At 70.5% G+C, this 26,570-nt stretch carries 30 protein-coding genes; 16 read left to right on the forward strand and 14 right to left on the reverse strand.

The window, feature by feature from the left end; all coding sequences use genetic code 11:
* Positions 1 to 41: 41 nt before the first annotated feature.
* Positions 42 to 845, reverse strand: a complete 804-nt coding sequence (locus Dac01nite_RS00445) for an endo alpha-1,4 polygalactosaminidase (protein ID WP_239066434.1) — start codon at positions 843 to 845, stop codon at positions 42 to 44.
* 293 nt (positions 846 to 1,138) lie between these two features.
* Between Dac01nite_RS00445 and Dac01nite_RS00450 the strand changes: the two genes are divergently transcribed.
* The gene (locus Dac01nite_RS00450; protein WP_203652820.1) at positions 1,139 to 1,357 is read left to right on the forward strand and encodes a hypothetical protein; all 219 of its coding nucleotides are present in this window, start codon (positions 1,139 to 1,141) and stop codon (positions 1,355 to 1,357) included.
* A complete protein-coding gene (locus tag Dac01nite_RS00455; RefSeq protein ID WP_203652821.1) occupies positions 1,354 to 1,803 on the forward strand; it encodes a BLUF domain-containing protein in 450 nt (149 codons plus the stop codon). The genes Dac01nite_RS00450 and Dac01nite_RS00455 overlap by 4 nt, the downstream gene beginning before the upstream one ends.
* A gap of 12 nt (positions 1,804 to 1,815) precedes the next feature.
* Here the strand turns inward: Dac01nite_RS00455 and Dac01nite_RS00460 are convergent, their stop codons facing one another.
* Positions 1,816 to 3,249: a DUF2252 domain-containing protein gene (locus tag Dac01nite_RS00460; RefSeq protein WP_203652822.1), complete on the reverse strand. Its 1,434-nt coding sequence runs from the start codon at positions 3,247 to 3,249 to the stop codon at positions 1,816 to 1,818.
* A gap of 201 nt (positions 3,250 to 3,450) precedes the next feature.
* On the opposite strand from Dac01nite_RS00460, the gene Dac01nite_RS00465 reads away from it, so the two are divergent.
* The 3 genes from Dac01nite_RS00465 (at position 3,451) to Dac01nite_RS00475 (ending at position 6,226) form a co-directional block, all read left to right on the forward strand.
* A complete protein-coding gene (locus Dac01nite_RS00465; protein ID WP_239066503.1) occupies positions 3,451 to 4,878 on the forward strand; it encodes a serine hydrolase domain-containing protein in 1,428 nt (475 codons plus the stop codon).
* A 214-nt stretch (positions 4,879 to 5,092) separates the two neighbouring features.
* Complete coding sequence (locus Dac01nite_RS00470) at positions 5,093 to 5,761, forward strand: hypothetical protein (protein ID WP_203652824.1); 669 nt, start codon at positions 5,093 to 5,095, stop codon at positions 5,759 to 5,761.
* 27 nt (positions 5,762 to 5,788) lie between these two features.
* Positions 5,789 to 6,226: a hypothetical protein gene (locus Dac01nite_RS00475; RefSeq protein WP_203652825.1), complete on the forward strand. Its 438-nt coding sequence runs from the start codon at positions 5,789 to 5,791 to the stop codon at positions 6,224 to 6,226.
* A 29-nt stretch (positions 6,227 to 6,255) separates the two neighbouring features.
* Here Dac01nite_RS00475 and Dac01nite_RS00480 read toward each other — a convergent pair whose 3' ends face one another.
* Positions 6,256 to 7,212, reverse strand: a complete 957-nt coding sequence (locus Dac01nite_RS00480; RefSeq protein WP_203652826.1) for a 5'-nucleotidase — start codon at positions 7,210 to 7,212, stop codon at positions 6,256 to 6,258.
* An 82-nt stretch (positions 7,213 to 7,294) separates the two neighbouring features.
* Positions 7,295 to 8,512, reverse strand: a complete 1,218-nt coding sequence (locus Dac01nite_RS00485) for a mechanosensitive ion channel family protein (protein WP_203652827.1) — start codon at positions 8,510 to 8,512, stop codon at positions 7,295 to 7,297.
* A 139-nt stretch (positions 8,513 to 8,651) separates the two neighbouring features.
* On the opposite strand from Dac01nite_RS00485, the gene Dac01nite_RS00490 reads away from it, so the two are divergent.
* Positions 8,652 to 9,965 (forward strand): flavin-containing monooxygenase, encoded by a 1,314-nt coding sequence (locus Dac01nite_RS00490; RefSeq protein WP_203652828.1) that lies wholly within the window; start codon positions 8,652 to 8,654, stop codon positions 9,963 to 9,965.
* Between the two features lie 18 nt (positions 9,966 to 9,983).
* Here Dac01nite_RS00490 and Dac01nite_RS00495 read toward each other — a convergent pair whose 3' ends face one another.
* The 3 genes from Dac01nite_RS00495 to Dac01nite_RS00505 form a co-directional block, all read right to left on the reverse strand.
* Positions 9,984 to 11,063 carry an alanine/ornithine racemase family PLP-dependent enzyme gene (locus tag Dac01nite_RS00495; protein WP_203652829.1) on the reverse strand — a complete coding sequence of 360 codons (1,080 nt, stop codon included), beginning with the start codon at positions 11,061 to 11,063 and terminating at the stop codon, positions 9,984 to 9,986.
* Positions 11,060 to 12,190, reverse strand: coding sequence for an N-acetyltransferase DgcN family protein (locus Dac01nite_RS00500; protein WP_203652830.1), 1,131 nt, complete (start codon positions 12,188 to 12,190; stop codon positions 11,060 to 11,062). Before Dac01nite_RS00500 ends, Dac01nite_RS00495 begins: the two co-directional genes overlap by 4 nt.
* A 116-nt stretch (positions 12,191 to 12,306) precedes the next feature.
* Complete coding sequence (locus Dac01nite_RS00505) at positions 12,307 to 12,981, reverse strand: SDR family NAD(P)-dependent oxidoreductase (protein WP_203652831.1); 675 nt, start codon at positions 12,979 to 12,981, stop codon at positions 12,307 to 12,309.
* 90 nt (positions 12,982 to 13,071) lie between these two features.
* Between Dac01nite_RS00505 and Dac01nite_RS00510 the strand changes: the two genes are divergently transcribed.
* The 4 genes from Dac01nite_RS00510 (at position 13,072) to Dac01nite_RS00525 (ending at position 15,243) form a co-directional block, all read left to right on the forward strand.
* Complete coding sequence (locus Dac01nite_RS00510) at positions 13,072 to 13,941, forward strand: SDR family NAD(P)-dependent oxidoreductase (RefSeq protein ID WP_203652832.1); 870 nt, start codon at positions 13,072 to 13,074, stop codon at positions 13,939 to 13,941.
* 81 nt (positions 13,942 to 14,022) lie between these two features.
* Entirely contained in the window at positions 14,023 to 14,361 is a 339-nt protein-coding gene (locus tag Dac01nite_RS00515) for an ArsR/SmtB family transcription factor (protein WP_203652833.1), read from the forward strand.
* A gap of 9 nt (positions 14,362 to 14,370) precedes the next feature.
* Complete coding sequence (locus Dac01nite_RS00520) at positions 14,371 to 14,586, forward strand: hypothetical protein (RefSeq protein WP_203652834.1); 216 nt, start codon at positions 14,371 to 14,373, stop codon at positions 14,584 to 14,586.
* 66 nt (positions 14,587 to 14,652) lie between these two features.
* Positions 14,653 to 15,243 carry a short chain dehydrogenase gene (locus Dac01nite_RS00525; RefSeq protein WP_203652835.1) on the forward strand — a complete coding sequence of 197 codons (591 nt, stop codon included), beginning with the start codon at positions 14,653 to 14,655 and terminating at the stop codon, positions 15,241 to 15,243.
* Between the two features lie 7 nt (positions 15,244 to 15,250).
* Here the strand turns inward: Dac01nite_RS00525 and Dac01nite_RS00530 are convergent, their stop codons facing one another.
* Positions 15,251 to 15,865, reverse strand: a complete 615-nt coding sequence (locus Dac01nite_RS00530) for a nucleoside/nucleotide kinase family protein (protein ID WP_203652836.1) — start codon at positions 15,863 to 15,865, stop codon at positions 15,251 to 15,253.
* Positions 15,866 to 15,982: 117 nt separating this feature from the next.
* Between Dac01nite_RS00530 and Dac01nite_RS00535 the strand changes: the two genes are divergently transcribed.
* The 5 genes from Dac01nite_RS00535 to Dac01nite_RS00550 all read left to right on the forward strand — a co-directional run bounded on the left by Dac01nite_RS00535 (position 15,983) and on the right by Dac01nite_RS00550 (position 19,648).
* Positions 15,983 to 17,323, forward strand: a complete 1,341-nt coding sequence (locus tag Dac01nite_RS00535; protein WP_203653716.1) for an MFS transporter — start codon at positions 15,983 to 15,985, stop codon at positions 17,321 to 17,323.
* A gap of 129 nt (positions 17,324 to 17,452) precedes the next feature.
* Positions 17,453 to 18,070: a DUF6318 family protein gene (locus Dac01nite_RS00540; RefSeq protein WP_203652837.1), complete on the forward strand. Its 618-nt coding sequence runs from the start codon at positions 17,453 to 17,455 to the stop codon at positions 18,068 to 18,070.
* A 248-nt stretch (positions 18,071 to 18,318) separates the two neighbouring features.
* Positions 18,319 to 19,146, forward strand: coding sequence for a hypothetical protein (locus Dac01nite_RS00545; RefSeq protein ID WP_203652838.1), 828 nt, complete (start codon positions 18,319 to 18,321; stop codon positions 19,144 to 19,146).
* A 24-nt stretch (positions 19,147 to 19,170) separates the two neighbouring features.
* Positions 19,171 to 19,290, forward strand: a complete 120-nt coding sequence (locus tag Dac01nite_RS12245) for a DUF8730 family Cys-rich protein (protein WP_505706974.1) — start codon at positions 19,171 to 19,173, stop codon at positions 19,288 to 19,290.
* Between the two features lie 112 nt (positions 19,291 to 19,402).
* Entirely contained in the window at positions 19,403 to 19,648 is a 246-nt protein-coding gene (locus Dac01nite_RS00550) for a TM2 domain-containing protein (protein WP_239066436.1), read from the forward strand.
* A 3-nt stretch (positions 19,649 to 19,651) separates the two neighbouring features.
* Here the strand turns inward: Dac01nite_RS00550 and Dac01nite_RS00555 are convergent, their stop codons facing one another.
* Genes Dac01nite_RS00555 through Dac01nite_RS00580 form a run of 6 tightly spaced genes read right to left on the reverse strand, consistent with a single transcriptional unit; the run spans position 19,652 to position 25,092 of the window.
* Positions 19,652 to 20,146 carry a GNAT family N-acetyltransferase gene (locus Dac01nite_RS00555; protein WP_203652840.1) on the reverse strand — a complete coding sequence of 165 codons (495 nt, stop codon included), beginning with the start codon at positions 20,144 to 20,146 and terminating at the stop codon, positions 19,652 to 19,654.
* A 4-nt stretch (positions 20,147 to 20,150) separates the two neighbouring features.
* On the reverse strand, positions 20,151 to 20,570 hold the full coding sequence (locus Dac01nite_RS00560) for a ribonuclease E inhibitor RraB (protein WP_203652841.1): 420 nt from the start codon (positions 20,568 to 20,570) through the stop codon (positions 20,151 to 20,153).
* 28 nt (positions 20,571 to 20,598) lie between these two features.
* A complete protein-coding gene (locus tag Dac01nite_RS00565) occupies positions 20,599 to 21,009 on the reverse strand; it encodes a hypothetical protein (RefSeq protein ID WP_203652842.1) in 411 nt (136 codons plus the stop codon).
* Between the two features lie 9 nt (positions 21,010 to 21,018).
* A complete protein-coding gene (locus Dac01nite_RS00570; protein WP_203652843.1) occupies positions 21,019 to 22,449 on the reverse strand; it encodes a type III PLP-dependent enzyme domain-containing protein in 1,431 nt (476 codons plus the stop codon).
* Positions 22,442 to 24,058, reverse strand: coding sequence for an FAD/NAD(P)-binding protein (locus Dac01nite_RS00575; protein WP_203652844.1), 1,617 nt, complete (start codon positions 24,056 to 24,058; stop codon positions 22,442 to 22,444). The genes Dac01nite_RS00570 and Dac01nite_RS00575 overlap by 8 nt, the downstream gene beginning before the upstream one ends.
* Positions 24,055 to 25,092, reverse strand: a complete 1,038-nt coding sequence (locus tag Dac01nite_RS00580; RefSeq protein ID WP_203652845.1) for a cysteine synthase family protein — start codon at positions 25,090 to 25,092, stop codon at positions 24,055 to 24,057. Before Dac01nite_RS00580 ends, Dac01nite_RS00575 begins: the two co-directional genes overlap by 4 nt.
* Before the next feature lie 205 nt (positions 25,093 to 25,297).
* On the opposite strand from Dac01nite_RS00580, the gene Dac01nite_RS00585 reads away from it, so the two are divergent.
* Positions 25,298 to 26,551: an arginine deiminase gene (locus Dac01nite_RS00585; protein WP_203652846.1), complete on the forward strand. Its 1,254-nt coding sequence runs from the start codon at positions 25,298 to 25,300 to the stop codon at positions 26,549 to 26,551.
* The last annotated feature ends 19 nt before the right edge of the window (positions 26,552 to 26,570 follow it).

The raw sequence follows: 26,570 nt of genomic DNA on the forward strand, positions 1-26,570 counted from the left end.
CCCTCAAGCACTCCAGCTCGAGGGTGCGAGCCCAGTCGCTGTCAGCAGGCCTCGTACACGTACCCCGGCTCCCCGGCCGCGACCAGGTCGCGGTCGCGCAGCACGGTGAGCGGCGACCGGTCCGGCATCGAGCACACGTCTCCGAACGCCATCCCCGTCTCAGCTAGCGCATCGGCGTACTCCACCTGGAGCACGTAGTCGCCGTAGACCTCCCGATACGCGCCGCACTCGTCCCACACGGCGCACTCCTCGACTACCGCGAAGTCGAAGCCCCACTCGTCGCGCGCCACCTGCGCGACCTCAACTGCGTTCTTCTGCGCGATCGCCAACCCGAGCTCGTGCGCGTGCTCCACATAGGCGCGGGCAAGCGCCTCCGCGCCCTCCTGCGAGAGCCCGTCGAACCGCGTCCACGTGTCGAGGTTGTCGATCTCCACCGCGTCGAACCCTGCCTCAGCGCACCCGGCGATCAGCGGAGCCACCAGCTGGAGGATCCCCTCGCGCTGGGCGGCGCTGGACGGATCCAGCACGTACTCGTCGGGCCAATCGGGGTCCACCACGGGCGAGCCGTCGCCATCGCGCAGCAGCAGCTCGTCGCGCGCGAGCCACGCATCGGCCTCCCCCGGCTGGGTCTGGAAGCCGTTGACGTAGCAGACGTTGTAGGCGCCCTCGAGAGGTGGCGCAGTCGCGTCTCGCACCACGACGTCGATACCGCCTGACCCTGCCCCCGCATCGGCCGGAAGCTCGTCGTACGCGCCGCCCAACTGATAGTCGAGCACGCCGTCAGTGGGCGGCAGCTCCACTCCCCCAGAGCACGCCGCGAGCGCGAGCACGGCACTCGCCGCCACTGAGAGACGAAGAGTTCCCACCTGCTGCACCCCTGAGAGACCTCGGACCGACCACGCATCACTGGCGATGTCCTGACGTACGAAGAACAGACACGACCTTGTCCTTACCAGCCGAGACTAGGCCGTTCGCCACCTGCACCACACGCAGTTCGCAGCGCGAGGAATGCAGAGCGCCCTCAGGAAGTTCTTCCTCGCAGAATGGGGCGCCCATGCTGTGAGGCAGGGCGCCTGGAACACCACGATGTCGTTCTCGTCAGGTACCGTGACGAGACGTCGATAAAGGAGTCGATCTGATGCAGTCGCCTGAGGACGCTGACCAGGTGATCTGGTCCCGCGTGGAGCAGGACTTCCATGTCGCCAGTACGCCCGGAGCCTTCCTCGGGTGCGTCGACAAGAACCACGAGGGCTACTCGGCTCACGATGCTCACACGCAGGTCATCGGCTCGTACCCGACCCTCGACGCAGCGATGTCCGCCGTGATCGCCCACTCGACGGAGACCGTCGACGCATGAGCGCTGAAGCCACGCCCGTCTACGCGGTGGTGTACTCCAGCACGGCCACGCGACAGATGGACGACGACGACCTCGCCGACATCCTCGCCACCGCGCGCGCGTTCAACGAGAGCCAAGGCATCACAGGCATGCTGCTGTACCGCGCGGGGCGGTTCGTGCAGTTCCTCGAAGGCGACAAGCAGCGCGTGCGCGCTCTGCTGGCGCGCATCGATAGAGACCCGCGCCACGCCGACCTGCGAGTGCTCATCGACGGTGCGAGCACGTCGCGTCAGTTTGCCGAGTGGACCATGGGCTTCGAACCCATGCGCGACCCGTCGGGGCCGCTGCCAGAAGGCTTTCGCGACACCTTCGACGACCTTGACAACGCCACCGAACCGCACGAGGTCATGCACGCCGCGCAGGCCCTGAGCATGTGGTTCCGCGTGCGTTCCCACGCCCGTGTTTGACGGAGGCACCGCCTAGGCACCCTCAGCGATCTCCATCCGCCCGCTCTTCACGGCCTTCAGCAGCGCCTCGTGGTCGGCCTCGGTCTGGTCGGCGTACGCCCGCGCGAACGTCGCCATCGCCTTGTCCACGTTGCTGCCCTTGCCCAGGTAGCCAGCGATCATCGACGCGCCGCTGGTGCGGGCGTGACCCTTCGCCAGCAGCCGCCCCGCGATGCCCGCGTAGTTGGCCAGCGCCTTCGCGGAGACGCGATCGAGCGACACCGAGCCCTTCATGTTGCGGAACTGGCGCACGTAGAACTGCCGGTCGTCCACGGTGGTCCACCCCAGCAGCGGGTCGCTCACCGTCTGCAGCGCCTGCTGGTACTCGACCACGCGCTGGCCCTGGTGGTGGTGCCACGCATCGTCTCCATGCACGTACTGCGCGAGCACGGAACGTCGCGCCTGCTTGAGCTGCAGGAAGATCACGTCCTCCGCGCTCGACCCCTCCAGCAGCGCCACATACGCGCGCAGGCCCACCGAGCCCACGCCCACCACCTTGTGCGCCACGTCCACCAGGGTGTAGCCGCCCAGCAGGCGCGCCCAGTGCGGGTCCAAGGTCCGCATGTACTCGTCGAGCCCCTCCGCGAGAGCCTCGGCCTCACCGTCCGGGAGACGAGTGATGAGCGGCGGCTCCTCGACGATGCGGCGGTCGCCCTCGTCCTCGAACGTGAAGCGCGGCAGGGCGCGATCCGAAGTGCGCTTGCGGGCCCGCTTGGCAGCGCGCGCGAGTTCCGTGTCGAGTGATTTGCCGGTGTCGTGCTTCTCGATGCCGCGCATGTCGATGCGCTCGAAGGAACGCGCGAACAGCGGCTCGTCCGCCAGGCGTCGGATCTCCTCGCGGTAGGAGCGCGCGCAGGTGCGCACCGCCTCCTCGCACTTCTTCTCGGACGCGCCGTTCTCACGGCCCGCGACCCAGGTGCTCGCGGTCAGCCGGCGCAGGTCCCACTCCCACGCGCCCGGGTGAGCCTCGTCAAAGTCGTTCAGGTCCATCACGAGGTCGCGCTCAGGCGAGGCATAGAAGCCCACGTTGCCCAGGTGCGCGTCCCCGCACACCACCGGAGTGATGCCGGTGGACGGCAGCCGGGACACGTCATCGGCCATCACCACTGCGGAGCCGCGCAGGAACCCGTACGGCGACGCCGCCATGCGCGCCACCCGCACCGGCACGAGCTCAGGCACGCGGCCCTCGTGGTTGCGCTCGATGAGCCCGATGGGGTCGCGATCCTCGCGGTCCACGCTCCACTCGGCGAGCGCCCGGCGGGGCACGTCCTTGCGCAGCGAACGCCCCATGGCGTAGCGCTCGGCGCGCGCCTGGGGGCGCTTGCGCAGCGACTCGAACACCTGGGGCTCGCTGTCCGCGTCGGTGCCGGCAAGGATGTGGTGGCTGCGCGGCCCGTCCTTGGCCATGTGGTGCTTCCCCTCCGCCCCGCTCAGGCGGCGGGCACCACCCCATCGTTGCACGGGGGCTGCTGAAGGCTGGCGACGTCACGTCGTGCACCCGCGCGCAACGACCACAACTTCTCCCACCATTGCCCGTAGCAGGGGCCTTCGCTACGCTCGGAGGGCCATGCGCACGTCCGGCAACCGAAGGGGATTCCCGTGCGGCACATGTTCGTCGTCGCGGCTCTCGCCGTGAGTCTCACCGTCGCCGCCACGAGCGCCGCCGCGGCTCAGGACCAGATCGATGAGTTCATCGAGACCGCGATGCCCGAGTCCAAGGTTCCGGGCCTCGCGTACTCCGCGGTCGAAGAGGGCAGCCCCAGCCTCGCCGATGCGCGCGGCGTCACTCGCCAGGGCACCGACGTGGCGGTGACCGCGGACACTCCCTTCGTGATCGGCTCGATCTCGAAGAGCTTCACTGCGTTGGCCGTCATGCAATTGGTCGAGGAGGGCACCGTCGCCCTCGACACTACCCTCGCGACCTACCTGGACGGCTTCGCCGGGCAGCCGGCAGGAGCCATCACGGTGCGCCAACTGCTGAGCCACACCAGCGGGTACTCCACCCTGCAGGGCAACACCTCGCATGCGGATGTCAGCGGCGAACCAGACGATCTTGCTCGCGCGGTCGACGCGCTGACCGAGGTCGCACCGGCATACCCGCCGGGCGAGCGGTGGGAGTACTCCAACACCAACTACCAGATCGCCGGCCGCCTGATCGAGGTGGTCAGCGGTGAGGACTTCGCCGGCTACGTCGAGTCCCACATCCTCATGCCGCTCGGAATGGAGAGCAGCTCCGTCGCGGACGGCGAGGTCCACCCGTCGATGGCCACCGGCCACACACCGTGGTTCCTCACCAAGCGCCCCGTGCCTGATGGTCCCACCCAGCGCCTGTACGCACCGCAGGGCGGAGTGATCGCGAGCGCGAACGACCTGTCGCTGTACATGAGCGCCATGATGAACGGTGAGGACGACATCCTCAGTGCTCAGGGCAAGGCCACCATGATGCGTCCCGCCAGCGGCGCCTCGCCCTGGTACGGACTCGGATGGTTCATCGACGACGACGCCGGCACAGTGTGGCACTCCGGATCCACGCCGGGCATCGAGACGCTGCTCACCATGGCTCCCGCAGACCAAGCGGGCGTCGCGGTGCTGACGAACGGCGGCAGCGGAATCGGGTTCGGCGAGACTACCGAGCTGCGCAACGGCATCACCGCACTGGCGCTGGGACTCGACTACGACGGCGAGGCCTCCCCTCTGTCTCGGCAGGCGCTCTTCGTTTCTCTCACGCTCCTTCCCGTGCTCTACCTCGGGGCGGTGGCATGGGCGTGGCGATACCGCACCGCGATCCGGGCAAAGCGGTCGAACGTCGGCGGTCTCTTCAGCCTCTGGTTCCCGCTCCTGACGACCATCGCCGCCGCCGTCGTCATCCTGTGGTTGGTACCTCGCCTCATGGGATCACCCTTGCCGACCCTCAGGGTTTTCCAGCCAGACATGGCGCTGGTGATGACAGCGACGGCTGTCATGGGCGTGGTGTGGTCGGTCACCCGGCTCGCCGTCGCGTACAGCCGGCCGCGTCGGAAAGAGGACGCGAGGTAGTGCCCAAAGACGTGGTCGGAGTTTCGGGCGCTGAGGAGAGCCTTGGGGCACAGCGGAAGGGGCTTCAGGGCCAGTGCTGGGGACCTGCCCGAGGGCTGGGGCGGCTGAAGCCGGAGCGCATCGGCCGTCCCCATGGCGCGGACCTCGCTTCCGATATGCCTTAATCTGACCCCGAGGCCACCGATCCATAGGGGGAACAGTGCCGGCTCGACGCATGCTGCGTGTCACCTTCAGCGCTTTCGCCCTCGTCGCCCTGGCAGCCTGCTCCTCCTCCGCCGCTCCTGTCGAGCCCGAGCCCGGCGAGCTCGACTATGACATCGCGGTCACCCGCATGGCGATCGCGTACGACTCCACCGAGGGCGGCATGGTCTACAACCCGTGGACCAACGAGGTCACCGACCGTGAGGACCCGGGCATGGCCGCCGGCGTCTCCAGCGAGGTGATCGAGGGCGGCCTTGACATCCTGTGCGACCTCATCGACAGCGCGGACGATGAGAGCGTTCCCGAGCGCTGGTACTACGGCGCCGTGGCCCAGCGCGCGGTCAACGGCGCCGTGGTCGCGAGCGCGAGCGACGAGTTCCGCGAGGCCTACGGCATCTACTACCTCGCCTCGACCGGCCGCCAGGCGACCGAGGACGCCGCAGCTCGTCAGGAGCAGGCGGCTGCGGCGCTGCGGGGTGACCTGAACGGCGAATGGGTCGAGCTGTTCGAGCTGCAGACCACCCTTGAGCGCCAAGCCATGACCGTGGAGGGCGCGCAGGCGGCGCAAGGCGCGATCTACGGGCGGTGCGAGCTGGACCTCCCGCAGGAGGACGTCGCCGGCGAGCCCGCGCAACCCGTGGACCCATGGGCGCTGAGCCCGCCCGCGCAGCCTGCCGGCTAGGGCTCGACGCATGGCAAGGTGAGACCCATGACCTCGCCGTTCGATGAATCATCGCCACGTGACCGCGCTCTCGCCGAGAAGCGTGGGGCGTCGTGGGGCTGGCAGATCGAGCACCACCCCGATTGGCGAGTGGACCCTGCCTACTTGGGCGAAGTGACGCTGCGCGCCGCGAGCGGCGCCGAGTCCACCGTGCATCTGTGCGCCAGCCGCGACCAGGATGGCCGGCGCATCCTCGAGGCGTGCGTGGTCATCGTCAACCGCGACGAGCTCGAGCACATCCGCACGCACCCCGAGGAGCTCGCGGCCATCACCGAGCAGTGCCACTTCGCGTGGATCCTCGCACCCATGGGCTTCACGGGAACGGCTGAGGACCTGCCCGAGTGCTGGGGCCTGCTGACACCGGAGCGCATCGGCTTCCTCTGGGAGGCCGTCCCCGCCCAGCTCCTCAACTCTCCTACTCCCTGAGGCGCGCTCGAAGGAGCGGACGCGAAGGCCTAGAGCTCCACCCCTGCTGCCTCGAACAGCGTCTCGTTCGCCACGCCGTACGGCACGTGGACGCCCGCCACGTGCTGGAGCGCGCCGGTGAGGTGGCCGTCCTGGTCGTCGAAGAACAGGTGCGGCCGGAGAACTTCGAGCACCTTGGCCTTCTCGATGCCGCCCATGAAGAACGCGTCGTTCACCGTGACGCCCCAGGACCGCAGCGACTGGACCGCGCGCTCGTGCGCCGGCGCCGCGCGGGCCGTGACCAGCGCGATGCGCAGTCGCGGCTCATAGTCCTGGTCCTCGGCCTGCAGACGCTCCTCGATGCGCTGGATGCGGTTGAGGTCCTCGACGAGCGGCTTGAGCAGCCCGGGCGCGTGGGCGACGTCGCGCTTGGCGACCTCGTTCTTGACGAACCCGGCCATGCCCTCGCTCTGGAACACTCGCTCGGACTCGTCCGTCGCCAGCACCGCGTCGAAGTCGAAGGCGATGCGCAGGCTCCGGTCGCCGTCGCCGTACGCGGCGGTGTTGGGCAGCACATGACCCGCGGGGTGACCGGCCCTCACCGCCGTGAGCACGTCCTCGCGGTTCTGCGTGAGGAACAGGCTCATCCCCATGGCGCCGATGTACTCCAGCGGCGACCGTCCCTGCGTGAAGAACGCCCGCGTCACCGGCAGCGCGTGACGCTCGATGGACCGCATCACCCGCAGGCCCGTGGTCGCGGTGTTGCGCGACAGCACGATCACCTCGACCAGCGGGTCCCCCGGGCGCAGGTCGTTGAGCGACAGCAGGCGCTGGATGAACGGGAAGGCCGGGCCCGGCTGCAGCGGCTCGTCCATCCGCGCGTCCTGGTACTCGGTGTACGCGGCCACGCCGTGCTCGCGAAAGTACGCATCGGACTCGGTCAGGTCGAACAGCGCGCTCGACGCGACGCCCACCACCAGCCGGTCGCTCAGGTCATACGCGGGCAATGGATTCCTCCGGACGGCCGATGCACGGGCTGGGTGGGGACGGAGACACGAGCCTATCCGGGCTCGCCCTGGGCACGCACGCTCAGTCCCGGGTCCGCACCTCGGCCGGCGCCGCGAGCTCGACCGTCACCATCGGGACCTCCTCCGTCCGGCCCTCGCGCGGCGTGCCATGCGTGAAGTGGCTGGCGCGCTGCTCGGCCTCGGCGGAGCCCGAGAACAGCCCGGACTCCCCCGCCGTCTCCGGCTCCTTGCGCCCACGCTTCGCGGGGGCCGCCGGCTCGGAGACCAGCACGCGCTGCGTGGGAGCGGCATCGGGCATCTCGCCCTGCACCCACAGCACCATCGCCTCGCGCACGAAGCAGCGCAGGTCGAACAGGGTGGGAGCATCGGCCGCCGTCACCAGGATGCGCACGCGCACCATGCCTCCCGTGGCCTCGGTGACCTGCAGCACGCTCGCGCGGCCGTCGTACAGCGGCGTCTGCGTGAGCACCTGCTCGAGGTGCTCACGCATGCGCTGCGGCGAGACGCGCCAGTCCAGGTCGAACTCCACGGAGCCCAGCAGCTCGGAGCCCTGCCGGGTCCAGTTCTGGTACGGCGTGGACGTGAAGTACGTGCAGGGCAGGATGAGCCGGCGGTCGTCCCACAGATCGAGCACCACGTAGGACAGCGTGATCTCGCCCACCTTGCCCCACTCGCCCTCCGCCACGATCACGTCGTCCACGCGCAGCGCGTCGGAGAACACCAGCTGCAGCCCGGCGAACATGTTCGCGAGCACCGACTGCGCCGCGAGTCCCGCCACGATGGACGCGATGCCGGCGGAGGCCAGCACGCTCGCCCCGAGCGCGCGCACCGAGTCGAACGTGAGCAGCGCGGCGCCGATCGCGATCACGACGATGAGCGCGATCGCGAGACGTCTCATGATGAGCGCCTGGGTGTGCAGCTTGCGCGCCACCCTGTTGTCCGGCACGTCGATGCGGTTGAACGCGAGCGCGAGATCCGCCACGAACTGCACGGAGGCGATCAGCAGCCACGCCAGCGAGGCGATGGCCACGATGGTGAAGGCCCGCGAGATCCCGCCCAGCCACATGCTCTCCGGGATCGCTGCGTGCGTGCCCACCCACGCACCCAGCACGGCCATGAGCAGCCAGAAGGGGCGGCGCAGGCGTGCCATGAGGTCCCGCGCCCACTGCTGACGGCGCGCGACGAGCCTCACCACACCCTCGATCGCGAGAGCCACCACCAGCGAGGCACCCACAGCGATGGCGATGGTGCCAGCGGTTCCAAGCCAGTCCCCGAGCATGCGTGTCTCCGTCCATCACAGGTGAGTGGCGACTCTAGCCCGCGCACTTTTCGCCTGCGTTTCGTGCCCCGCACGACGCTGGCGCGCGGCCCCGGCTCCTCTACGATGGGGCCACTCTCACCGCTGAGAAAGGGGTCCGATGACACCGCAGCCCTCCGCACCGGGCGACACGCTCATCGTGGGCGCCGGGCCCGCCGGCCTGGCCGCCGCGCGCGCCCTGCGCGAGCACGACCTCCCCTTCACGCACGTCGAGCGGCACGGCGACGTCGGAGGCATCTGGGACATCGACAACCCGGGCTCCCCCATGTACGACTCGGCGCACTTCATCAGCTCGAAGACGCTGTCCGGGTTCTCCGGCTTCCCCATGCCGGAGCACTACCCCGACTACCCGAGCCACCGCCAGATTCTGAGCTACCTGCGGGACTTCGCCCAGCACTACGGCCTCACCGAGCGCATCCGCTTCCACCAGACCGTCACCACCATCTCGCGCGACGCCGCCACCGGCGAGTACCTCGCGACCTACGCGGACGGCAGCCGCACCTCGCACCGCAATGTCGTCGCCGCATCGGGCGTCCAATGGGAGCCGAACGTCATCGATGTCCCCGGCTTCACCGGCGAGGTGCGCCACAGCGTCACGTACCGCTCAGCCGAGGAGCTGCGCGGGCGGCGCGTGCTGATCGTGGGCGCGGGCAACTCGGGCTGCGACATCGCGTGCGATGCGGCCCGCGCAGCGGACAGCGCCGCGATCTCGATGCGCCGCGGCTACTGGTTCATCCCCAAGCACATCTTCGGCATGCCCGTCGATGTGTTCGCCGCGTCCGGGCCGGCCCTGCCCATGCGCGTCGAGCAGGCCGTGTTCGGCCGCATGCTGCGCGTCATCAACGGCGACGTCACCCGGCTGGGGCTGCAGGCACCGGACCATCGCCTGTTCGAGACCCATCCCATCCTGAACTCGCAGCTGCTGCACCACCTGCAGCATGGCGACATCACGGCGCGTCCGGCCATCGCGGCGGCGGACGGCGAGACGGTCACCTTCACGGATGGCACCCGCGAGGACGTCGACCTGATCCTGCTTGCGACCGGCTACCGCCACAGCGTCCCGTACGCGCAGCAGCTCTACGGCGAGGGCCAGCACCCGGACCTGTACCTGACGGCGTTCGGCCGCACGCCCGGCCTCTTCGGCCTGGGGTTCGTGGAGACCAACGCCGGCGCGTACCGCCACATGGAGGAGCTCGCGGAGATGATCGCGTCGCACCTGTGGGATCGCGAGCACAGGCCCGCGCAGTATGCGCGCTTCGAGCGCCACATCCGCGAGGACCGCCCGGACCTCAGCGGCGGGATCGAGTTCGTCGACTCCCCGCGCCATCAGGGCTACGTCGACTCGGCGACCCTGCACCGGTACTGCCGCGCGGTGGCGCGGCGTATGGGCTGGAGCCTGACGCCCGGCGCCTGACCCCGGCCGCCTGACGACTCAGGCGGGCACGGGCGCGGGCGTGGTGACCAGGCGCTCCACCACGAACGGCGAGGTCATGGCGCGCATCAGCGCCGAGTAGTCCAGCCCGAACCGCACCTCCGCGCCCGCGACCAGCCGGCCCGGGGTCTCCATCACCAGGTGATCGCTGCTCGCGGCGAGCACGCGCATCCCCACCGGTGGCGTGAGTCCCGCGGCATCCACGTCCTGACGCCCCAGCGCGACGATGGTCTGGATGATGGTTCCGCGCTCGCGCGCCGCCGGGGCCGAGCCGAACGCGCCCTGGCCCCGCAGGCCCCACGGCGCGGACGGCTTGTCCAGCGACTCGATCACGGGCGCGACCAGGCAGAACGCGTCCGTGCGCAGCCCCTCGATGGGCTCACGGGTGAGGGGGTCGATCCCCAGCAGGATCGCCTCACCCAGCCGAAGATCGTTGACGTTGCCCACGGGAGCCCGGCCCAGCGCCCACCCCAGGTTCGAGGAGTTGCCGCCCGTGACGAGCGGAGCGGGGACGCCGAACTTCGCGCTGATGGCGGTGGCGAGAGCGGAGAGCTCCTGCATCTGGTCCGAGCCGGGGATCACGCCGCTGCGGCACGCCAGGTTGGTGCCCAGCCCTGCCAGGGTGACGTGGCGCGTGCGGGAGATCGAGCGCGCCGCGTCGAGCACGTCCGCGACCATCACGCCCTCACGCAGGTCGCCGAGCTCGACCATCAGGATCACGCCGTGGGTGAGGGCGCGTCGCCCCGCCGCCACGGACAGCGCCTCGACCACGGCCGCGTCGCTCAGCAGCGTGATGGACGCGCTCGCGACGGCGCGGTCCGCCCAGTCCGGCGCAGGGGCGCGCAGCAGCATCAACGGCACGCGGATGCCACCGTCGCGCAGCGCCTCGAGGTTCTCGATGCGCGAGTCGCCGATGCGGGTGACGCCGCCGCGCAGCATCGCCTTCGCGATCTCCGGGGAGCCCAGGGTGGCCTTGGTGACGCCCGTGACGCCGATGCCGCGCTTGGCCAGTCGCGTCACCAGCGAGCGCGCGTTGTGCTCGATGGCCGCCAGGTCGATCTCGATGCGCGGGGAGATCACGCGGTCACCGCGACGGCGCCGCGCAGCAAGCGCGGGAACGCGTCCGTGACCATCGCGACCAGCGCGCGCGGGTCACGCCACAGCGCATCGGTGACGCCGACCCCCAGCTGCGCCTCGTACAGCGCGATCGCCGCGGTGACCTGCGCATCGGTCATGCCCTCATGGTTGATGGTCACGCCCACCACGCGGGTGCGCCCGAACATCTCGATGAGCGCGATCTCGCTGGCCGCGGCCGGCATGGGCACCTCGGGATAGTCGGAGAGCATGCGGCGGCCGGGAGCGTGCTGCATGATGACGCCGTGCGGGCGCGATGCGCGCAGCACCACGGTCGAGCTCAGGTACGCGGGATGACTCAGCGCGCCCTGGCCCTCGACCACGATCACCTGCGGGCGCTGCTCCTCCCACGCCGCCACCACCGCGCCTTCGAGCTCGCCCACGCCAAACTGCGCGGGGATCGCGTCCAAAGCCACGCCGTACGCGGCGCCCTGCATGAGGCCGGTCTGCCCGGTTCCCACCATGACGGTGCGGATCCCGGCGTCGTTGAGCGCCTGGGTGAGGATGGTGCAGGTGGTGCGCTTGCCGATCGCGCCGTCGGTGCCCAGGACGGCGATGCGCACGCAGTCCACGGTGTCGATCGCACCGTCGAACATGCGCAGGTCCTTGGTGGGGCGCGGGCGGCGCACGTCGTGCAGCTCCACCCCCACCAGCTGGGCCGCGAGCGCGATCTCGACGTCGTCGCTCAGGAACTCGTGGAGGCCCGACACCACGTCGATGCCCTGTTCGATGGCCTCGAGCACGGCGGATCGGTCCTGGAGCGACATGAGCCCGGACAGCGGCGCGAGCCCGAAGATGAACACGTCCGGCTGCTCCGCGAGCGCGGCGGCGAGGCTGGGGACCACGGGGATGCCCAGGGCCACCATGCCGAGCGCGACGCCGGCGTCGGCCGCCTCGCACGTGCTGTCGATCACCGCGACGATGCGATACCGCTCGCTGCTGCGCACCAGGCCGTTCGCCGTCTTGCCGTCGATGCGGCCCAGGTGCCCCTCGCAGTAGATGACCGCGGTGGGACGGGTGTCCAGCGGGGCGGGCTCAGGCAGGTCAGCAACGGGAGAGGTGAAGCCGGTCATGGGTGGTGTCCTCGAGTCAGTGCTCAGAGGAGGCGCCGGGATCGTTCCGGCCAGGAGGCCGGTGTCAACGAGAGGTCCCCACTAAGAAGTGGTGGAGCCTCAGTGTACGCCTGCGATCACTCCCGACCGTCCTCGAGGGGGATGAGCATGGTGCGGAAGTCGCCGGCCTCGCTGTGCATGTCCCAGATGCGGTCCGCGACGCCCACGACGCCGCCCTCGATCTGCAGCTTGGGGATCGCGCCGGGGATCACCAGCTGGGTGACGCGGATGCCCTCGTCTGCGAGCGCCTCGTGCAGCATCTCGCCGTACGCGCTCTCTGCGGGGAACGCCACGGACGTGCCCGAGAACCCTGCGCGGGCCTTCACGGAGGTGCCGCCGTTGATGAGGATGATCGAGCCCTCGCCCGCCTCTCGCATGCCTGGCAGCACCGTGCGCACCGCGTGGATGAGGCCCAGCGCGCTGAACCGCAGCGACTCGAGCGCGAGCTCCGGCGTCAGGTCCAGGACGGGCTCCAGGTAGGAGCGCGACGGCAGAGGGCTGTACTGGAGCGCCGTGATGGGGCCCAACGCAGCGGCAGCCTGCTCGAGCGCCTGCTCGAGCGCGGCGCCATCGCGCACATCGGCCGCGAAGCCCTGCACCGTGACGCCGTCCTCGCCCAGCTCTGCGGCCAGCCCGTCCAGCTTGTCCTGGTCGCGGGAGATCAGCGCGACGGAGAAGCCCTCACGTCCAAAGCGGCGGGCGACCGCCGCTCCCAGGTTGGGTCCGGCGCCGATGATCGCGAGTGTGGGCATGAGGGTGTCCTTTCGACAGGGTGTGGCTTCCTCGACCGTAACCCCGCCGCGCCCTAGCATCTTCCCTATCCGCTTCGCTGAGGAGGCTCCATGACGTACCGCGCGCACGGCAGGGTGGTGGTGGTCACGGGTGGCGGTGGCGGCATCGGCAGCGCGTTCGCACGTGAGGTGGCCGCGCGCGGCGCGACGGTGGTGCTGGTGGACCTGCGCTCGGATGCGGCCGATGCCGTGGCGGCTTCGCTTCCTGGCACCGGTCACGGGGTGGTCACCGGAGACCTCACCTCGCGCACGGATGTCGAGCGAGTGCTGTCCGAGATCGAGGAGCGTCACGGGCGCATCGACGTGCTCGTCAATTCCATGGGCATGACCAGCGCTGAGCGGTTCGACGAGCGGTCGGTGGACTCCATCGACCTCGAGCTCACCGTCAATCTCCACGCGCCCCTGATGCTCACCCGCCTGGCGATCCCGCTGCTGCGCGCGGCCCCGGACCCGCGGGTCATCACGGTGGTGTCGCTGGGTGCGATCTTCCCGTTAGGCGAGACCCCCATCTACACGGCATCGAAGTTCGGGCTGCGCGGCGCGATGCTGTCGATCGCGCTGGACCTGCGGGACAAGGGCATCACCCTGAGCTCGGTGCTGCCGAGCGCCACGGACACTCGGATGCTGCGCCAGGAGGCCCTCGATGGCGGCAACGCCTTCCAGTTCCAGGACCCGCCGCAGACGCCCGAGCGGGTGGCCCGCTGCATGATGTCTCTCCTGAACAGGCCGCGCCTCGAGGCCTACCCCAGGCCGTCGGAGTCGTGGCTGGTGCGCGCCGCGCTGCTGGCTCCGAACCTGCTGCCGCGCGCGATGCCGCTGTTCCGCGGCAAGGGCGAGCGCGGCCAGGCTCGTTACCTCGCCGAGCTCGAGCGCCGCGGCCTCGTGACGGAGGACGGGCGACTCGTCGACGGGCCTCAGTGAGCGGTTGACGGGCTCGCCGATGTCGGAGGGTGCTGTTTCGCTTGCACCAGGTTTTCCTGGAACAGCCGGAACGAGGTCCCCATGGCCCCCATCGAGCGCATCGACAGCGCCGACCCTCAGCTCGACCTGGTGCTGCACGCCCTCGCCCACCCCGTGCGCCGCCACCTCCTCGAGCTGCTCGTCGTGGGCGACGCGGCGGCAGGCGACCTTGCCGCATCGGCCGCCGTGAATCACGGCATCTCGCGCAGCCGCGCCTCTCAGCATCTGGCGGTGCTGGCGGAGGCGGGACTGGTCGACGTCGTCGTGGACGGCACCTGGCGGTGGCATCGGCTGAGCCGCCTCCCGGGCGCGATCGTCCACGCCTGGCTCACGCAGCTCGCCAGCCCCTACGCCCGGTGCGAGCGCCCCTCGCCGGAGTAGAATCGGACCATGACTCTGCACATCGAGAACGCCGCGACGGAGGCTGCCGTGCGCCTGCTCGCGGAGCGCATGGGCACCGACGAGGCGTCCGTGGTCAACGCGTTGGTGCTCGACGCCTACGAGACTCTCGAGAACGCCACCTCGTATGCGGATCGCCGCAACGCGCGGGTGCGACTGCGCCGCCTGCTGGACAACGTGGAGCGGCCGCGCGCCACCAGCGCCTGACGCAGGGAATGCCGGCAGCCGCCTGAGCGTCGAGTCAGTACGACCTTCGACCACCAGGAGACACTCATGCGCGTCCTGATCATCGGCTCCTCCGGCACGCTCGGCACCGCCGCCCGCACGGCACTGGAAGGCCACGAGATCGTGGGCGCCTCGCGCTCCACGGACCCCGCCGTCGACATCACGGACGCCGAGTCGATCGCGGCGCTCTTCGACGCCGTGGGCGAGGTGGACTCCGTGGTGGTCGCGGCGGGAGCGGTTCCCTTCAAGCGCCTGCCGGCCCTGGCGGCCGCGGACTACACCTCCGCGTTCACCGGCAAGGTGCTCTCCCAGCTGAACGTGGTCCGGCTCGGCACGGAGCACGTGCGCGACGGCGGCTCGTTCACGCTGACCTCCGGCATCCTCTCCCGCGAGCCCATCGCCGCGAGCGCCGCCGCATCGATGGCCAACGGAGCCCTCGAGTCCTACGTGCTCGCCGCCGCGAGGGAGCTGCCCCGCGGCATTCGCATCAATGTGGTGAGCCCGTCCGTGCTGGCCTCCTCGACCGGTCATCACGCCGCGTTCCCGGGCTTCACGCCCGTGGAGGACGAGGCCGTGGGTCTCGCCTACCTCAAGGCTGTGGCGGGAAACTTCACCGGGCGCGTGCTGGCCCTCGACTGAGCTCTGGTCAGTCCGTGAGGCGGATCACCCAGTCGGCGCGCTCGCGGGTGCCCGCGATCAGCGCAGCATTGGCCTGATCGGAGCCTTCCGCGAACGCTCGCGCCTGCTCGGGCGTGCGCCCGTGCGCCTCGTGCCGTGCGATGAGCCGGTCGAGCCGCACGTGCTCGTCGAGCTCGACGAACCAGCACTCGTCGAGCAGGCGCGGCACCTGGTCCCACGGCGGCTCGTCCACCAGCAGGTAGTTGCCCTCGACGATCACGAGCGGAGCGTCCCGCGGCACCGCGATCGCTCCGGCGATGGGCTCCTCGATCTCTCGGCGGAACTCGGGTGCGTAGGTCACCGGCGCATCGGCCGTCTGCAGTCGCCTCAGCAGTGCCACGAAGCCGGAGGCGTCGAAGGTGTCCGGTGCGCCCTTGCGGTCCGCGCGCCCCAGCCTCTCGAGCTCGCGCTGCGCGAGGTGGAAGCCGTCCATGGGCACCACCACCGCGTCGACGGCGTCTGCCAGGGCTGATGCGAGGGTGGACTTTCCCGCTCCCGGCGCACCGACGATGCCCAGCACCTGGCGCGTGCCTGTGTCCGCGAGGGCGCGTGCCCTCGCCACTGCCTGATCGAATCCGCTCACGGCCTCCACCTTCTCACCTCACGCGACACCCGGCCGTACCCTGAAGCGGTGTCCACCTCTGCATCGGCCGCTGCCAGCGGTCCACCCGGCGTCACGGACGTCCCGCGCGAGCAGAAGCTGATCCTGTGGATCGCGGTCCTCGCGAGCTTCGTGTCCTTCCTGGACGGCACCATCGTCAATGTCGCGCTGCCGGCGATCGTCGACGATCTCGGCGGCGGCATCACCACCCAGCAGTGGACGGTGGACGCGTACCTCATCACGCTGGGGGCGTTCATCCTGGTGGCGGGCTCGGTGTCCGACACCTACGGACGCATCCGGGTCATCCGGTGGGGGCTCGTCGGGTTCGCGGTCACGTCCGTGCTCATCGCGGTTGCGCCCAGTGCGACGGTGCTGATCGTCGCGCGCCTGCTGCAGGGCGTGGCGGGCGCGCTGCTGGTGCCGAGCTCGCTGGCGCTGATCACGTCGAACTTCCGAGGCGCTGCGCAGGCCAAGGCGATCGGCACCTGGACGGGCCTGACGTCCGGCGCCCTCGTGGCGGGGCCGATCATCGGCGGGCTGTTCGTGGACCTCGCGTCGTGGCGCCTCGCGTTCTTCGTCAACGTCGTTCCCGTAGCCGTGACGCTGTGGTTGCTGGTGCGGCTGGAGCAGCGGGACGTGCGCCGGCCCGATGCGAGCGTGGACTACCTCGGGGCGCTGCTGTGCGTCGTGGGCCTGGGTGGAATGGTGTTCGCGTTGATCGAGGAGCCGAACCTGGGCTGGGGCGATCCTCTGGTGTGGCTGCCCGCGGTGATCGGCGTGGCCGCGTTCGCCGGCTTCCTGTGGCGGCAGGCGGTCATCGCCCAGCCGATGCTGCCGCTGAGCCTGTTCGCTGTCCGCAACTTCGCGTGGGGCAACCTCTCGACGGCGTTCGTGTATGGCGCGTTGTCGCTCAGTGGGTTCGTGATCGCGGTGTACCTGCAGGAGCAGGCGGGACTGTCGGCCACGGCTGCCGGGCTTGCGAGTCTGCCGATCACGGTGATCATGATCCTGTTGTCCTCCCGCGTGGGTGCGCTCGCGGGGCGCCTGGGGCCGCGACTGTTCATGACGGCGGGACCGCTGATGATGGCGGCGGGTTCGCTGCTCATGCTCGCCGTCGACGAGGACTTCAACTACTGGTGGCAGATCTTCCCGGGAATCGTGCTGTTCGGGCTGGGGCTGACGGTGACCGTGTCGCCGCTGACGGCTGCGATCCTGGGGGCGATCGAGCCGGAGCGGTCCGGGATCGCGTCCGCGACCAACAACGCGATCTCGCGTGTGGCGGGGCTGGTGGCGGTGGCGCTGATCGGGGCGATCGTGGGCGGCACGCTGGATCTCGACGGGTTCCATCGCGCCATGTGGGCGACGGCTCTGCTGATGGCGGCGGGTGGCGCGGTGTCGTGGCTGGGGATCCGCAACCCGGTCGCACCCAAGGCCGAATGAGGGGGTCGGGGGACTCTTTCGCTTGTTCCAGCTTTTCCTGGAACACGCCGATCCACCCCCGCCCCCACCTTCTCCACAGGTCGCGGGGCCGGTCTAGACCGCTCCCGGGATGCCCGATATGGTCGCCGCATGATTCGACGCGGGTGGGGCGTGGGAGCAGCGGCGCTGGCTGCTGCCGTGGTGATGGCCGGATGTAATGGCGATCCAGAGCCCGTGGTGACGCCGAGCCCGACGCCCACTGAGACCGCCTCTGAGACCCCCGCACCCACGCCAACACCCAGTCCCACGCCGACCGCACTGACGGAGGAAGAGATCCTCGCCGCCATCCCCGAGGCGGCACGGTCGCAAGACTTCCCAGGCGCTCAAGAGTTTGCGCGCTTCTTCCTGGTCGCGGCAAATGACGCAATGGCAGACGGTTCGAGCGTTGTTGTCGATGCACTCGCAACTTCGAGTTGCGTCTATTGCGCCAACTTGCGTGAACTAGTGTCACGGACCGTCGACGAGAACATCACAGTGCGCGGAGGCGACCTGGATCTTGGCGAGGGCCTACCCACAGGCGGTCTCCAGGAGAACGGTCTATGGCGAATCGAGTTTGAATCGGAGACAGCGCAACGCGAGTTTCTTGATGAGAACGGCGTGGTCGTGGCGACTGACGAAGCCCAGTCGGCAAACGTGACCGTCTTGTTGACTTGGGACTCTGGACACTGGGCTGTGGTCGATGTCGATGCCCAGGAGCTCACGGTGTAGCCATGCATGCAAAGGCATTCGGGGTGGCGCTAGCAGTAGCGCTTGGCACGCTAGCGGCTTCCCCGCCGTCGACTGCCAGTCAGGGCTGCCCCGACGCGGACGGGTTCACCGGCGCATGGCAGTCCCTAACGTGTGGCAACACCGTCAGCGCAGGTTATGACGAATTGGTCCGGGGTCCGAGGACGGAGACTGGAGCTGTCTCGACCTCGTCAACAGCCCGGGACCGCTACCAGCGGCATCCGCTGTGCATGGACTGGTACTCGGACCGGGCCGGCGGCATGCAGCGATACAGCCAGTGGGACGGCGCGATCCCCTCGTGCGACGAGGTCTACGTGCCTCCCACGGACCCGTGCCCCGGCCAGACGCCGCTCGACCCGCTCTGGGTGTCACGCGTGATCGACCCAGACATCCCCTTCTACGGCCCCTGGCAGCAGATCACCGGCTACGAATGCCCCGCTGACCCGCTTCTGCCAGCGATCATCGCCGCATGGCAGCAGATGGCCATCGCACCCCAACCCATCAGCATCACACCGGACTACGGATGGGCGATCGCGGGCCTCGGCGTCTCGACCGCCATCGACGACGCCCCGCAGACCGCCAGCGTCACGATCCTGGGCACCCCCGTCATGCTCCGCGCCACCCCCATCGACACGGCCTGGACCGTCACCGAGCTCGGCACCGGCCAGGCCACCGCCACCATCGAGACCAACGCGCAGACCGTCACGTTCGAGCGCCGCGAGCACCGCGTCCAGCTGGGCGTGACCACCACATGGGAGGGCCACTACAGCCTCGACGGCGGTGGCACCTGGCTCGCAGCGCCCGGCACCGCGACCACCACCACGCCGCCCCAGTCGCTCCACGTGTTCAACCCGCGCGCCCGCCTGGTCAACTGCGACACCACGGGCACGTGCCTCAGCGGCGGCTCCTCGGACAACCCGTTCACGTTGACGGACCCGGACGCGGACGGCATCGACAACCACCTCATCCCCGACCATCGCATCGGCGCATATCTGGACGCCCGCGCGAACGACCGCACGTGGACCGACAGCGAGCGAACCCAGCCGTCCAGCACCTGAGCACGTGATGCCACAATGGCTCCCATGTGCTCTCCCATCGCGTGTCGCGCCTGCGGCAAGGCCACCTGGACAGGCTGCGGCCTCCACATCGACGAGGCGCTCGCCGGCGTCGCCGAAGGCGACCGCTGCACCTGCGAGAACTGACCGCACGGCGGGACCCGCGCATCGGCCATCCGCCTGTTCCAAGGAATCCTGGAACAGGTGAAACGGCTCCCCCGCCCCCACCGCCCGCATGGCGGGGAGTAGCGTGAATGCCATGACGACACCCGCACACCACGGCAACACCCTGGGATACCCTCCCAAGTCACTTCTGCTCGCCTACGTGCTCTGGCTCTTCCTCGGCGTCCTCGGGATCCACCAGTTCTACCTCGGCAAGACCGGGCGCGGGCTCCTGTACCTCTTCACGCTCGGCATCCTCGGCATCGGCGTGATCATCGACCTGTTCACCCTGCCCGCTCAGACGCGCGCCGTGAACGCCCAGCGCGCCGTCGGCATCCGCTAGCCCCTACCGGCGCACCCACCAGTTCAGCGTCATCGTCTCGCCGCGAAAATCTGCGGACGACGTCTCCTCCAGCTCGAACCCGACCGCCTGGCACAAGGCGTTCGACGCGACGTTGTCGACGCTCGGGCACGCCATCATGGGCACGCTCGCGCCACCCTCGCGCAAGAGTCGCCACAGCTCCCGCAGCGCGGCCGATGCGACCCCACGCCCCTGCGCCTGTGGCAGCACGGCCCACCCGACCTCCTTCACCGGACCGTGGAACTCCGCGTCCCACCATCCGATCGACCCCAGACCCTCGCCGCGATCATCGACGATCGCGAACATGCGCGGATCCTCCACATCCCACCCGCGCAGGTACCGCTCGTGGCGACGGAGCACCTGCGCATCGGACTCCGGCGCGACCAGGAAGCGAGTCATGTCCACGGTGTTCGCGGCGTGGAGCAACGGCAGGTCGACATCCGCCCAGCGTCGCAGGCGCACCACCGCCCGGTCGCTCAAGGCGTCAGTCCTCGAACAGAGGCTCGACGCCCCACTCGGCCTTCTCCTGCGCCGTGTACATGGCGACCCAGCCCTCGTACTCGCCGCCATGCTCGGCCGCGACGCGCTCCACCATGTCGACGGTCTCGCGCAGGAAGTCCGGCACCAGCGGCTGGTCGCGACCATAGATGAGGATCGACCACTCGTCCACGCCGTGGCTCGGAGCGACCAGCTCGCCACGCATGCGCTGCTCGGCGAGCGCCTTCCCCGCCTCGCGGGCCGCCTCTTCCTTGGAGAAGGACACCGAGAACTCCGAATCCCGAGGGACCTCGGCCGCTCCCCCGCGCTCCACGAAGCGCTCGAGCTGCTCCGCGTCGTCCGACCACAGCCCGTACGGCTCGACGCGCTTGCGGCGCCCGCCGGTCAACGAGGAGAACAGTCCCATGACGCAACGCTAACCCCGCTGGAGGCCGCTACCCGACACCGACCTCGCGCAGCACCGCACCATCCGAGGTGATCACCTCGCGGTCCCCCACGGGAGCGTCGAGCTCGAAGGACGCGACCTTCTCCTCAGCGGCCGCGTTTCGAGGCGCGCCCGGAGGGAGCGTCGACACGACCATCACGTCGACGAGAACGCGCTCGCCGTCCTCGTCCGCACGGGCCCACAGCAATCGCTCGCCCGCGCCCACGGAGTAGGTCACCTCGAGCTCGGCGCCGTCGGTCGTGTACCACTCCATGAACGGCCGATGCGTCGCGGCCGCAGCGACGAGGACCCCGACAGCGATGAGCACGGCGAGCGACACTCCCAACCCGACCGCCAGGTGGCGCCGGCGCGACGAGCGCTCTGCAGAGACGGATGGCGGCGGCGTCTCCTCGATCGTCATGGGCTGAACTTACGCCCGGGCGGGGGTCCCGACAAGCACATCGATGTCGTCGCGCACCCACCCCACTCCGTCCCTCACCACGGTGGCGGCCAGCGGCAGCTGATGCGAGGCGCTCTCGAGGATGTGCATCAGATAGCCGCCAGTGTTGATGAACGCCGCGATGTCGCCCCGCGCCACGCCCTCCGAGAATCGAAGCTTGCGCCGCAGGATCAGCTCGTCTTCGACGCAGTAGGCGCCCACGAGGAACCCGTCGAACGCATCGCTCGGAATGCCGGCTTCCGCCGGCCGCACCCACCGCGGATCCACCATGAAGTCCGCCGAGGTGGAACGCACCTGCGTTCGATTCATGTGCAGCCCGACCAGCGGCACGCCGTCGCTGGTCGCCTTGCGGAACGCGACGGACGCGAGCGTGATGCCGCATCCGTCGAGCACGGACCGCCCCGGCTCGCAGCGCAGCTCGAGGCCCCGTGCGGCGATCTGGGCTGCGACGCTCGAGCGGTCCCCGGCGGGGGCGCGCAGCACCTCCCGCAGCCAGGCGCCGCGCACGCTCTCCTGCCAGTACGGGTAGACCGCCGGAGACGGCCGGGCCGCACCGGGATCCACGAGTCCCAGCCGGTCTCCCCGCCACGTGAGCGACCCGGCGCCGTCGTCCGCGAGCCGCTCCCAGAAGGCCCGCCACTGCGAGCGCTGCTCGAGGTAGCTCATGGGGATCCCTCCGCCCATGTCCACGAACGCCACCGGATGGCCCGCGTCGCGCAGGCGATCCGACCACTCGAGCGCCTCACGCAGCGCGATCGCGCGCTCAGCGGCGCTGTACCCGTTGAGGTGGAAGTGGATCCCCTCGACGCGCACGCCATCGCGCCGCTCGGGTAGCAGCCCATCCCAGGTCTGGGCGGTGAGACCGAAGCGCGTGGGCGCGATCGCGGGATCGGATACCGCGAGGCGCAGAGCGACGCGCGGTTCGACACCCCGCAGGAGGCCGATGCGCCGCACGTCGTCGAGCTCGTCCGCATTGTCGAGGCTGAGCACCGCTCCCGCATCGACTGCCGTCTCGATCAGGGCCTGCGACTTCACCGCGGCCGTGACGATGAGCTCCTCGCCGTCCGCTCCGTCCTCGAGGCACTGGCTCAGCTCCGCGTGGGAGGCGACGTCGATTCCCAGACCGGCTGCGCGCGCGGCGCGCACCAGGCCCATGGCCTTGTTGGCCTTGCGCGCCACGAAGACGCTCAGGCGCACCCCCTCGGCGGAGGCGGCGTCCACCAGCTCGCCGGCGTTGCGGGCAAGCGGCTCGAAGTCGAGCACGTTCACGGGCGACCCGTGCTCGCTCACGAGCGCCGCCACCTGCTCGGGATCGCCCAGCAGCTCCTCCATCCACGGCTCCGTGCGGCCGGTCAGCGCAGAGACGCCCTCGCAGGGAACGGTCGCAGCCCGGTCAGCCATGGACCGGCTCCCGTCCGAGCGCGCGGGCGTCCTGGGCCGCCTGCCACTCCTGCGCGAGCGCATGCGCCCAGCGCCGCGAGTCGCGGTGGAGCCGGCGCTGCAGCGAGTCGTGGCCAATCACCGCGTCCTCCGTGGGACGCCCCAGCGCGCTCAGACCCGGCGTGCGCGTCCCGTCCGCACCCACGCATGCGCCGTCGTGCGCGGTGAGCACGCCCCGCTCGCCTGCGCGCACCGTCACGGCTCCCGAGCGCAGCAGGCCATCCCAGGGAGCGCGGCCCGACTTCGCAGGCCCGTCGCCGTCCGACCACGCCCGGGGCGCGTCGAGCACGCCGGGTCCGCGGGTGAAGGCGTCGATCACCGTGGTCCCGTCGAGGTCCTCGAGCGCCGACGCCCCCGTCTCGACGCGGAGGATCCCCGCCTCCCGCAGCGCGAGCAGCCGCGTGTGGGTGACGAGCGGCGGACCGAACGCCCACCGCTCGAGCGCGGCGGCGCGGGCCCGCCATCGAGTCCAGGTGGCGCAGTCCCGTGGGGCGCGGTCCAGGGAGCGGACCACGTCCGCATACCCGGCGGACCATGCGCGCCCCAGCCACCAGGCGGGGTCGCCGTCCACGTCGCCCCGAGCGCGGCGGATGTCCCGCGCCCAGCGCTCGGGGCCCTCGCTCACAGGTGTGTCGAGGCGCTCGCGCAGCGCATCGACGGTGACCGCGATCCCCGAGGCACGCGCCGCCGCCACGCCTGCGTCCAGCAGCACATCCCACCAGTCATCGTCCGGAACGGCGTCCGGCGCCCACGCTGCCGTTCGCTCGCGCACGGCGTCCGTCACTGCGGCCGATGCGCGCGCGGGCTTGGGCAGCATCGGCTCCCCGGTCCGCGACACGAGGGTGATGCTCGAGGGCTCGTGACCTGACGCGACGTACTCGAGACCGGAGAGCGTCGCGGACGACTCGACCCATCGGCCCTCTCTGCCGGCCGTCAGGTCCATCACCACGTCGAAGGCGGTGAGCGCCGCGCCGCGCACCACCACGGGTGAGCCGGGCGCGGGACCGGAGCCGGCATCGGCGATGGCGCGGTGATCGACTCCGGCTCCCCCAGCGTGCCCCGTCGCCAGGAGCACGCGGGGTGCCCTCGCCGGGACGGAGGGCTCCCCGCTCGCGTCGACCGTGTCGCAGCGCCACGCGTCCCCCTCGCGCGTGAGGGTCGTCGCTCGCACCGCGCGGTGACGCACCTCCAGCACCGGGGACGTCGCGAGCCTGCGGAACGCCCACACCAGGTACCGGCCGGCCTCCGCCCGCGGCGGATACGGATCGCTCGCGGGGTGAGCGCGGCGCCACTGGTTCATCGTGAGATCCACGCTGGGGCACGTCGCGTCGACGATGCGCGCGTCCACGTTCATGAGCAGGTGCTCGGGCTGACGCGGGTCCCACACGGCGCCCGCACCAGGCTCGCCGGGCTCGAGCACCGTCACCCGCAACGGCTGGCGGCCGGAGCTCGGCCCGCGCAGCAGTGCGGTCTCCAGGTCCGCGAGCGCGTACACGGCGCGCGGACCGCCGCCGACGATGACGAGGTCCGTGCCGTGATCGGGCGCGAACGCGCCCGTCGAGCCGGTCATGCGCGCCCTGCGAACGGGTTGTCGAGATCGACAGCGCTGAGAGCATCGGCCCCACCCGCGATCTCGCGCCTCACCCAGCCGTCGTCGTAGACCGTCGGCAGGTAGGCGCCGCCCCCGTCGTGCACCAGCATCGCGACCGTCGCGCCCGGCGCGAGCGAGGGCAGGTCGCGGCCCACGGCGGCGACGATCGCGCCGGTCGAGGCTCCGGCGAGGATGCCCTCGCGCCTGGCCAGCAGGCGGCAGCCCAGCACCATGTGCGCCTCGCTCACGCGGTGGATCGCGTCAGGATGGGCGTGCTCGGACAGGGCGGTCGCGAACCCTGCTCCCAGTCCCGGCAGCTTGCGCTCGCCAGAGGCGCCGCCGAACAGCGCGGAGCCCTCCGCGTCGACTCCCACGAGGCGCGTGTGCCATCCCTCGCGCTCGATGGCGCGCTGGCAGCCCAGCACGGTTCCCGTGGTGCTCATCGCGACATAGAGATGGTCCGGCGGAGCACCCATCGACGCGACCAGCTCCGGCAGGGTGGTGCGTGCGTGCGCGTCCGGGTTCGCGGCGCTGCCGTACTGATGGGTGGTGACGGCATCCGCGTCCTCTGCGAGCAGCTCGGCCACGCGCGCGATGCGTGCGCGCAGCCGGTTGCCGTCGGGCGGGGTGGGCACGTGCTCGACGCGCGCGCCGTAGGCCGCCATGGTCTGGCAGGCGGCGGCGTTCGCGCGGTCGTCCACCACGGCGATGAACGTGTAGCCGCGCAGCGTGCACTGGCGTGCGAGCGCCATGCCCAGGTTGCCGGAGGTCGACTCGACCACGGTGCCGCTCGGTCGCAGGGAGCCGGTGCGCTCGAGGTCATCCAGCAGGAAGCTCGCGGTGCGCTCCTTGGTGCTCCCCGAGACCTGGAGCTGGTCGAGCTTGGCGAACACGCGCAGATCACTGAGCGGGAACAGGCGGCGCAGCCGCGTCACCGGGGTGGGGAGGAACCCTCCGTGGCGGTCGAAGGCGGCATCGTCACGGATCTCCAGCGTTCCACTCGTCCTCATCATCGCGGACCTCCACACCCTGGCCCCTCGCGGGGCATCCCGTGCACGGCGGGCCCACCGGCCTGCCGTGCGGTACGTCGAGATCAACCCAAGCCCGTCGCGTCACATTCCGGACAAAGGGGCGCGCCGCAGCGCAACGCTCGCCAGCACGTCCGATGCGCCCGGTGGTTGGTAGGTTCGGCTCAGGACCAATCGTGAGGAGCCGCCCGTGGACGAGACGCTCGTCGGCACCGTGCCTGAGCCGTACGGCGCGCACTCGGAGGTGGGCCGGCTGCGCAAGGTCCTGGTGTGCTCCCCTGACATCGCTCACAACCGCCTCACGCCGTCCAATGCGGAGGCGCTGCTGTTCGACGACGTGATGTGGGTCGAGAACGCCCGCCGGGATCACGCCGAGTTCGTCTCGCTCATGCGCGAGCGCGACATCGAGGTGCTCGAGCTGCACACGCTGCTGACCGAGACGCTCGCGATCCCCGCCGCCCGGGAGTGGCTGCTGGACCGCAAGATCACGGCCAACGAGGTGGGCCTGGGGCTGGTGGACGACGTCCGGGCCTTCCTGGACTCGCTGCCGGCCGATGCGCTGGCGCGGTACGTGCTGGGAGGGCTGTCGACGGCGGACCTTCCGCGCGACTTCGCGCCGCCGTCGATCGCGCTGGTGCGCGAGGAGTCCGGCATGCGCGACTACCTGATGCCGCCGCTGCCCAACACGCTCTACACCCGCGACACGACGAGCTGGATCTACGGGGGCGTGACGCTGAACCCGCTGTACTGGCCCGCGCGCCATGCCGAGACGCTGCTCATGAAGGCCGTGTACGACTTCCACCCCGAGTTCGCGGGCGCGGTGACCACGTGGTGGGGCGACCCGGAGCTCGACCATGGCCTCGCGACGCTCGAGGGCGGTGACGTGATGCCGCTCGGCAACGGCGTCGTGGTGATCGGCATGTCCGAGCGCTCCAGCCGCCAGGCGATCACCCAGGTGGCCACCGAGCTGTTCGTGGCCGATGCCGCCGAGCGGGTGATCGTCGCCAAGATGCCCAAGCTGCGCTCGGCGATGCACCTCGACACGGTGTTCACCATGGCTGACCGCGACGTCGCGACGGTCTTCCCCGGCATCGTGGGTCAGATCGAGACCTTCAGCCTCTACCCGGAGCCCGCGCCGGTGACGTTGGACGTGCGGCGCGAGGACAAGCCGTTCACCGAGGTGGTGGGCAAGGCGCTGGGCGTGGACCTGCGGGTGATCGAGACGGGCGGCGACCGCTACGCCTCCGAGCGCCAGCAATGGGACGACGCGAACAACGTGCTGGCCCTCGAGCCCGGCGTCATCGTCGCGTACGACAGGAACACCCACACCAACGCGCTGCTGCGCGAGGCCGGGATCGAGGTGCTCGAGATCGTGGGCGCGGAGCTGGGGCGCGGCCGCGGCGGCGCGCACTGCATGACGCAGCCACTGCAACGGGACGCCTGAGGGCGCGGGTCGACGGAGG

The organism is Demequina activiva, assembly GCF_016862815.1.
GTDB classification, from domain to species: domain Bacteria; phylum Actinomycetota; class Actinomycetes; order Actinomycetales; family Demequinaceae; genus Demequina; species Demequina activiva.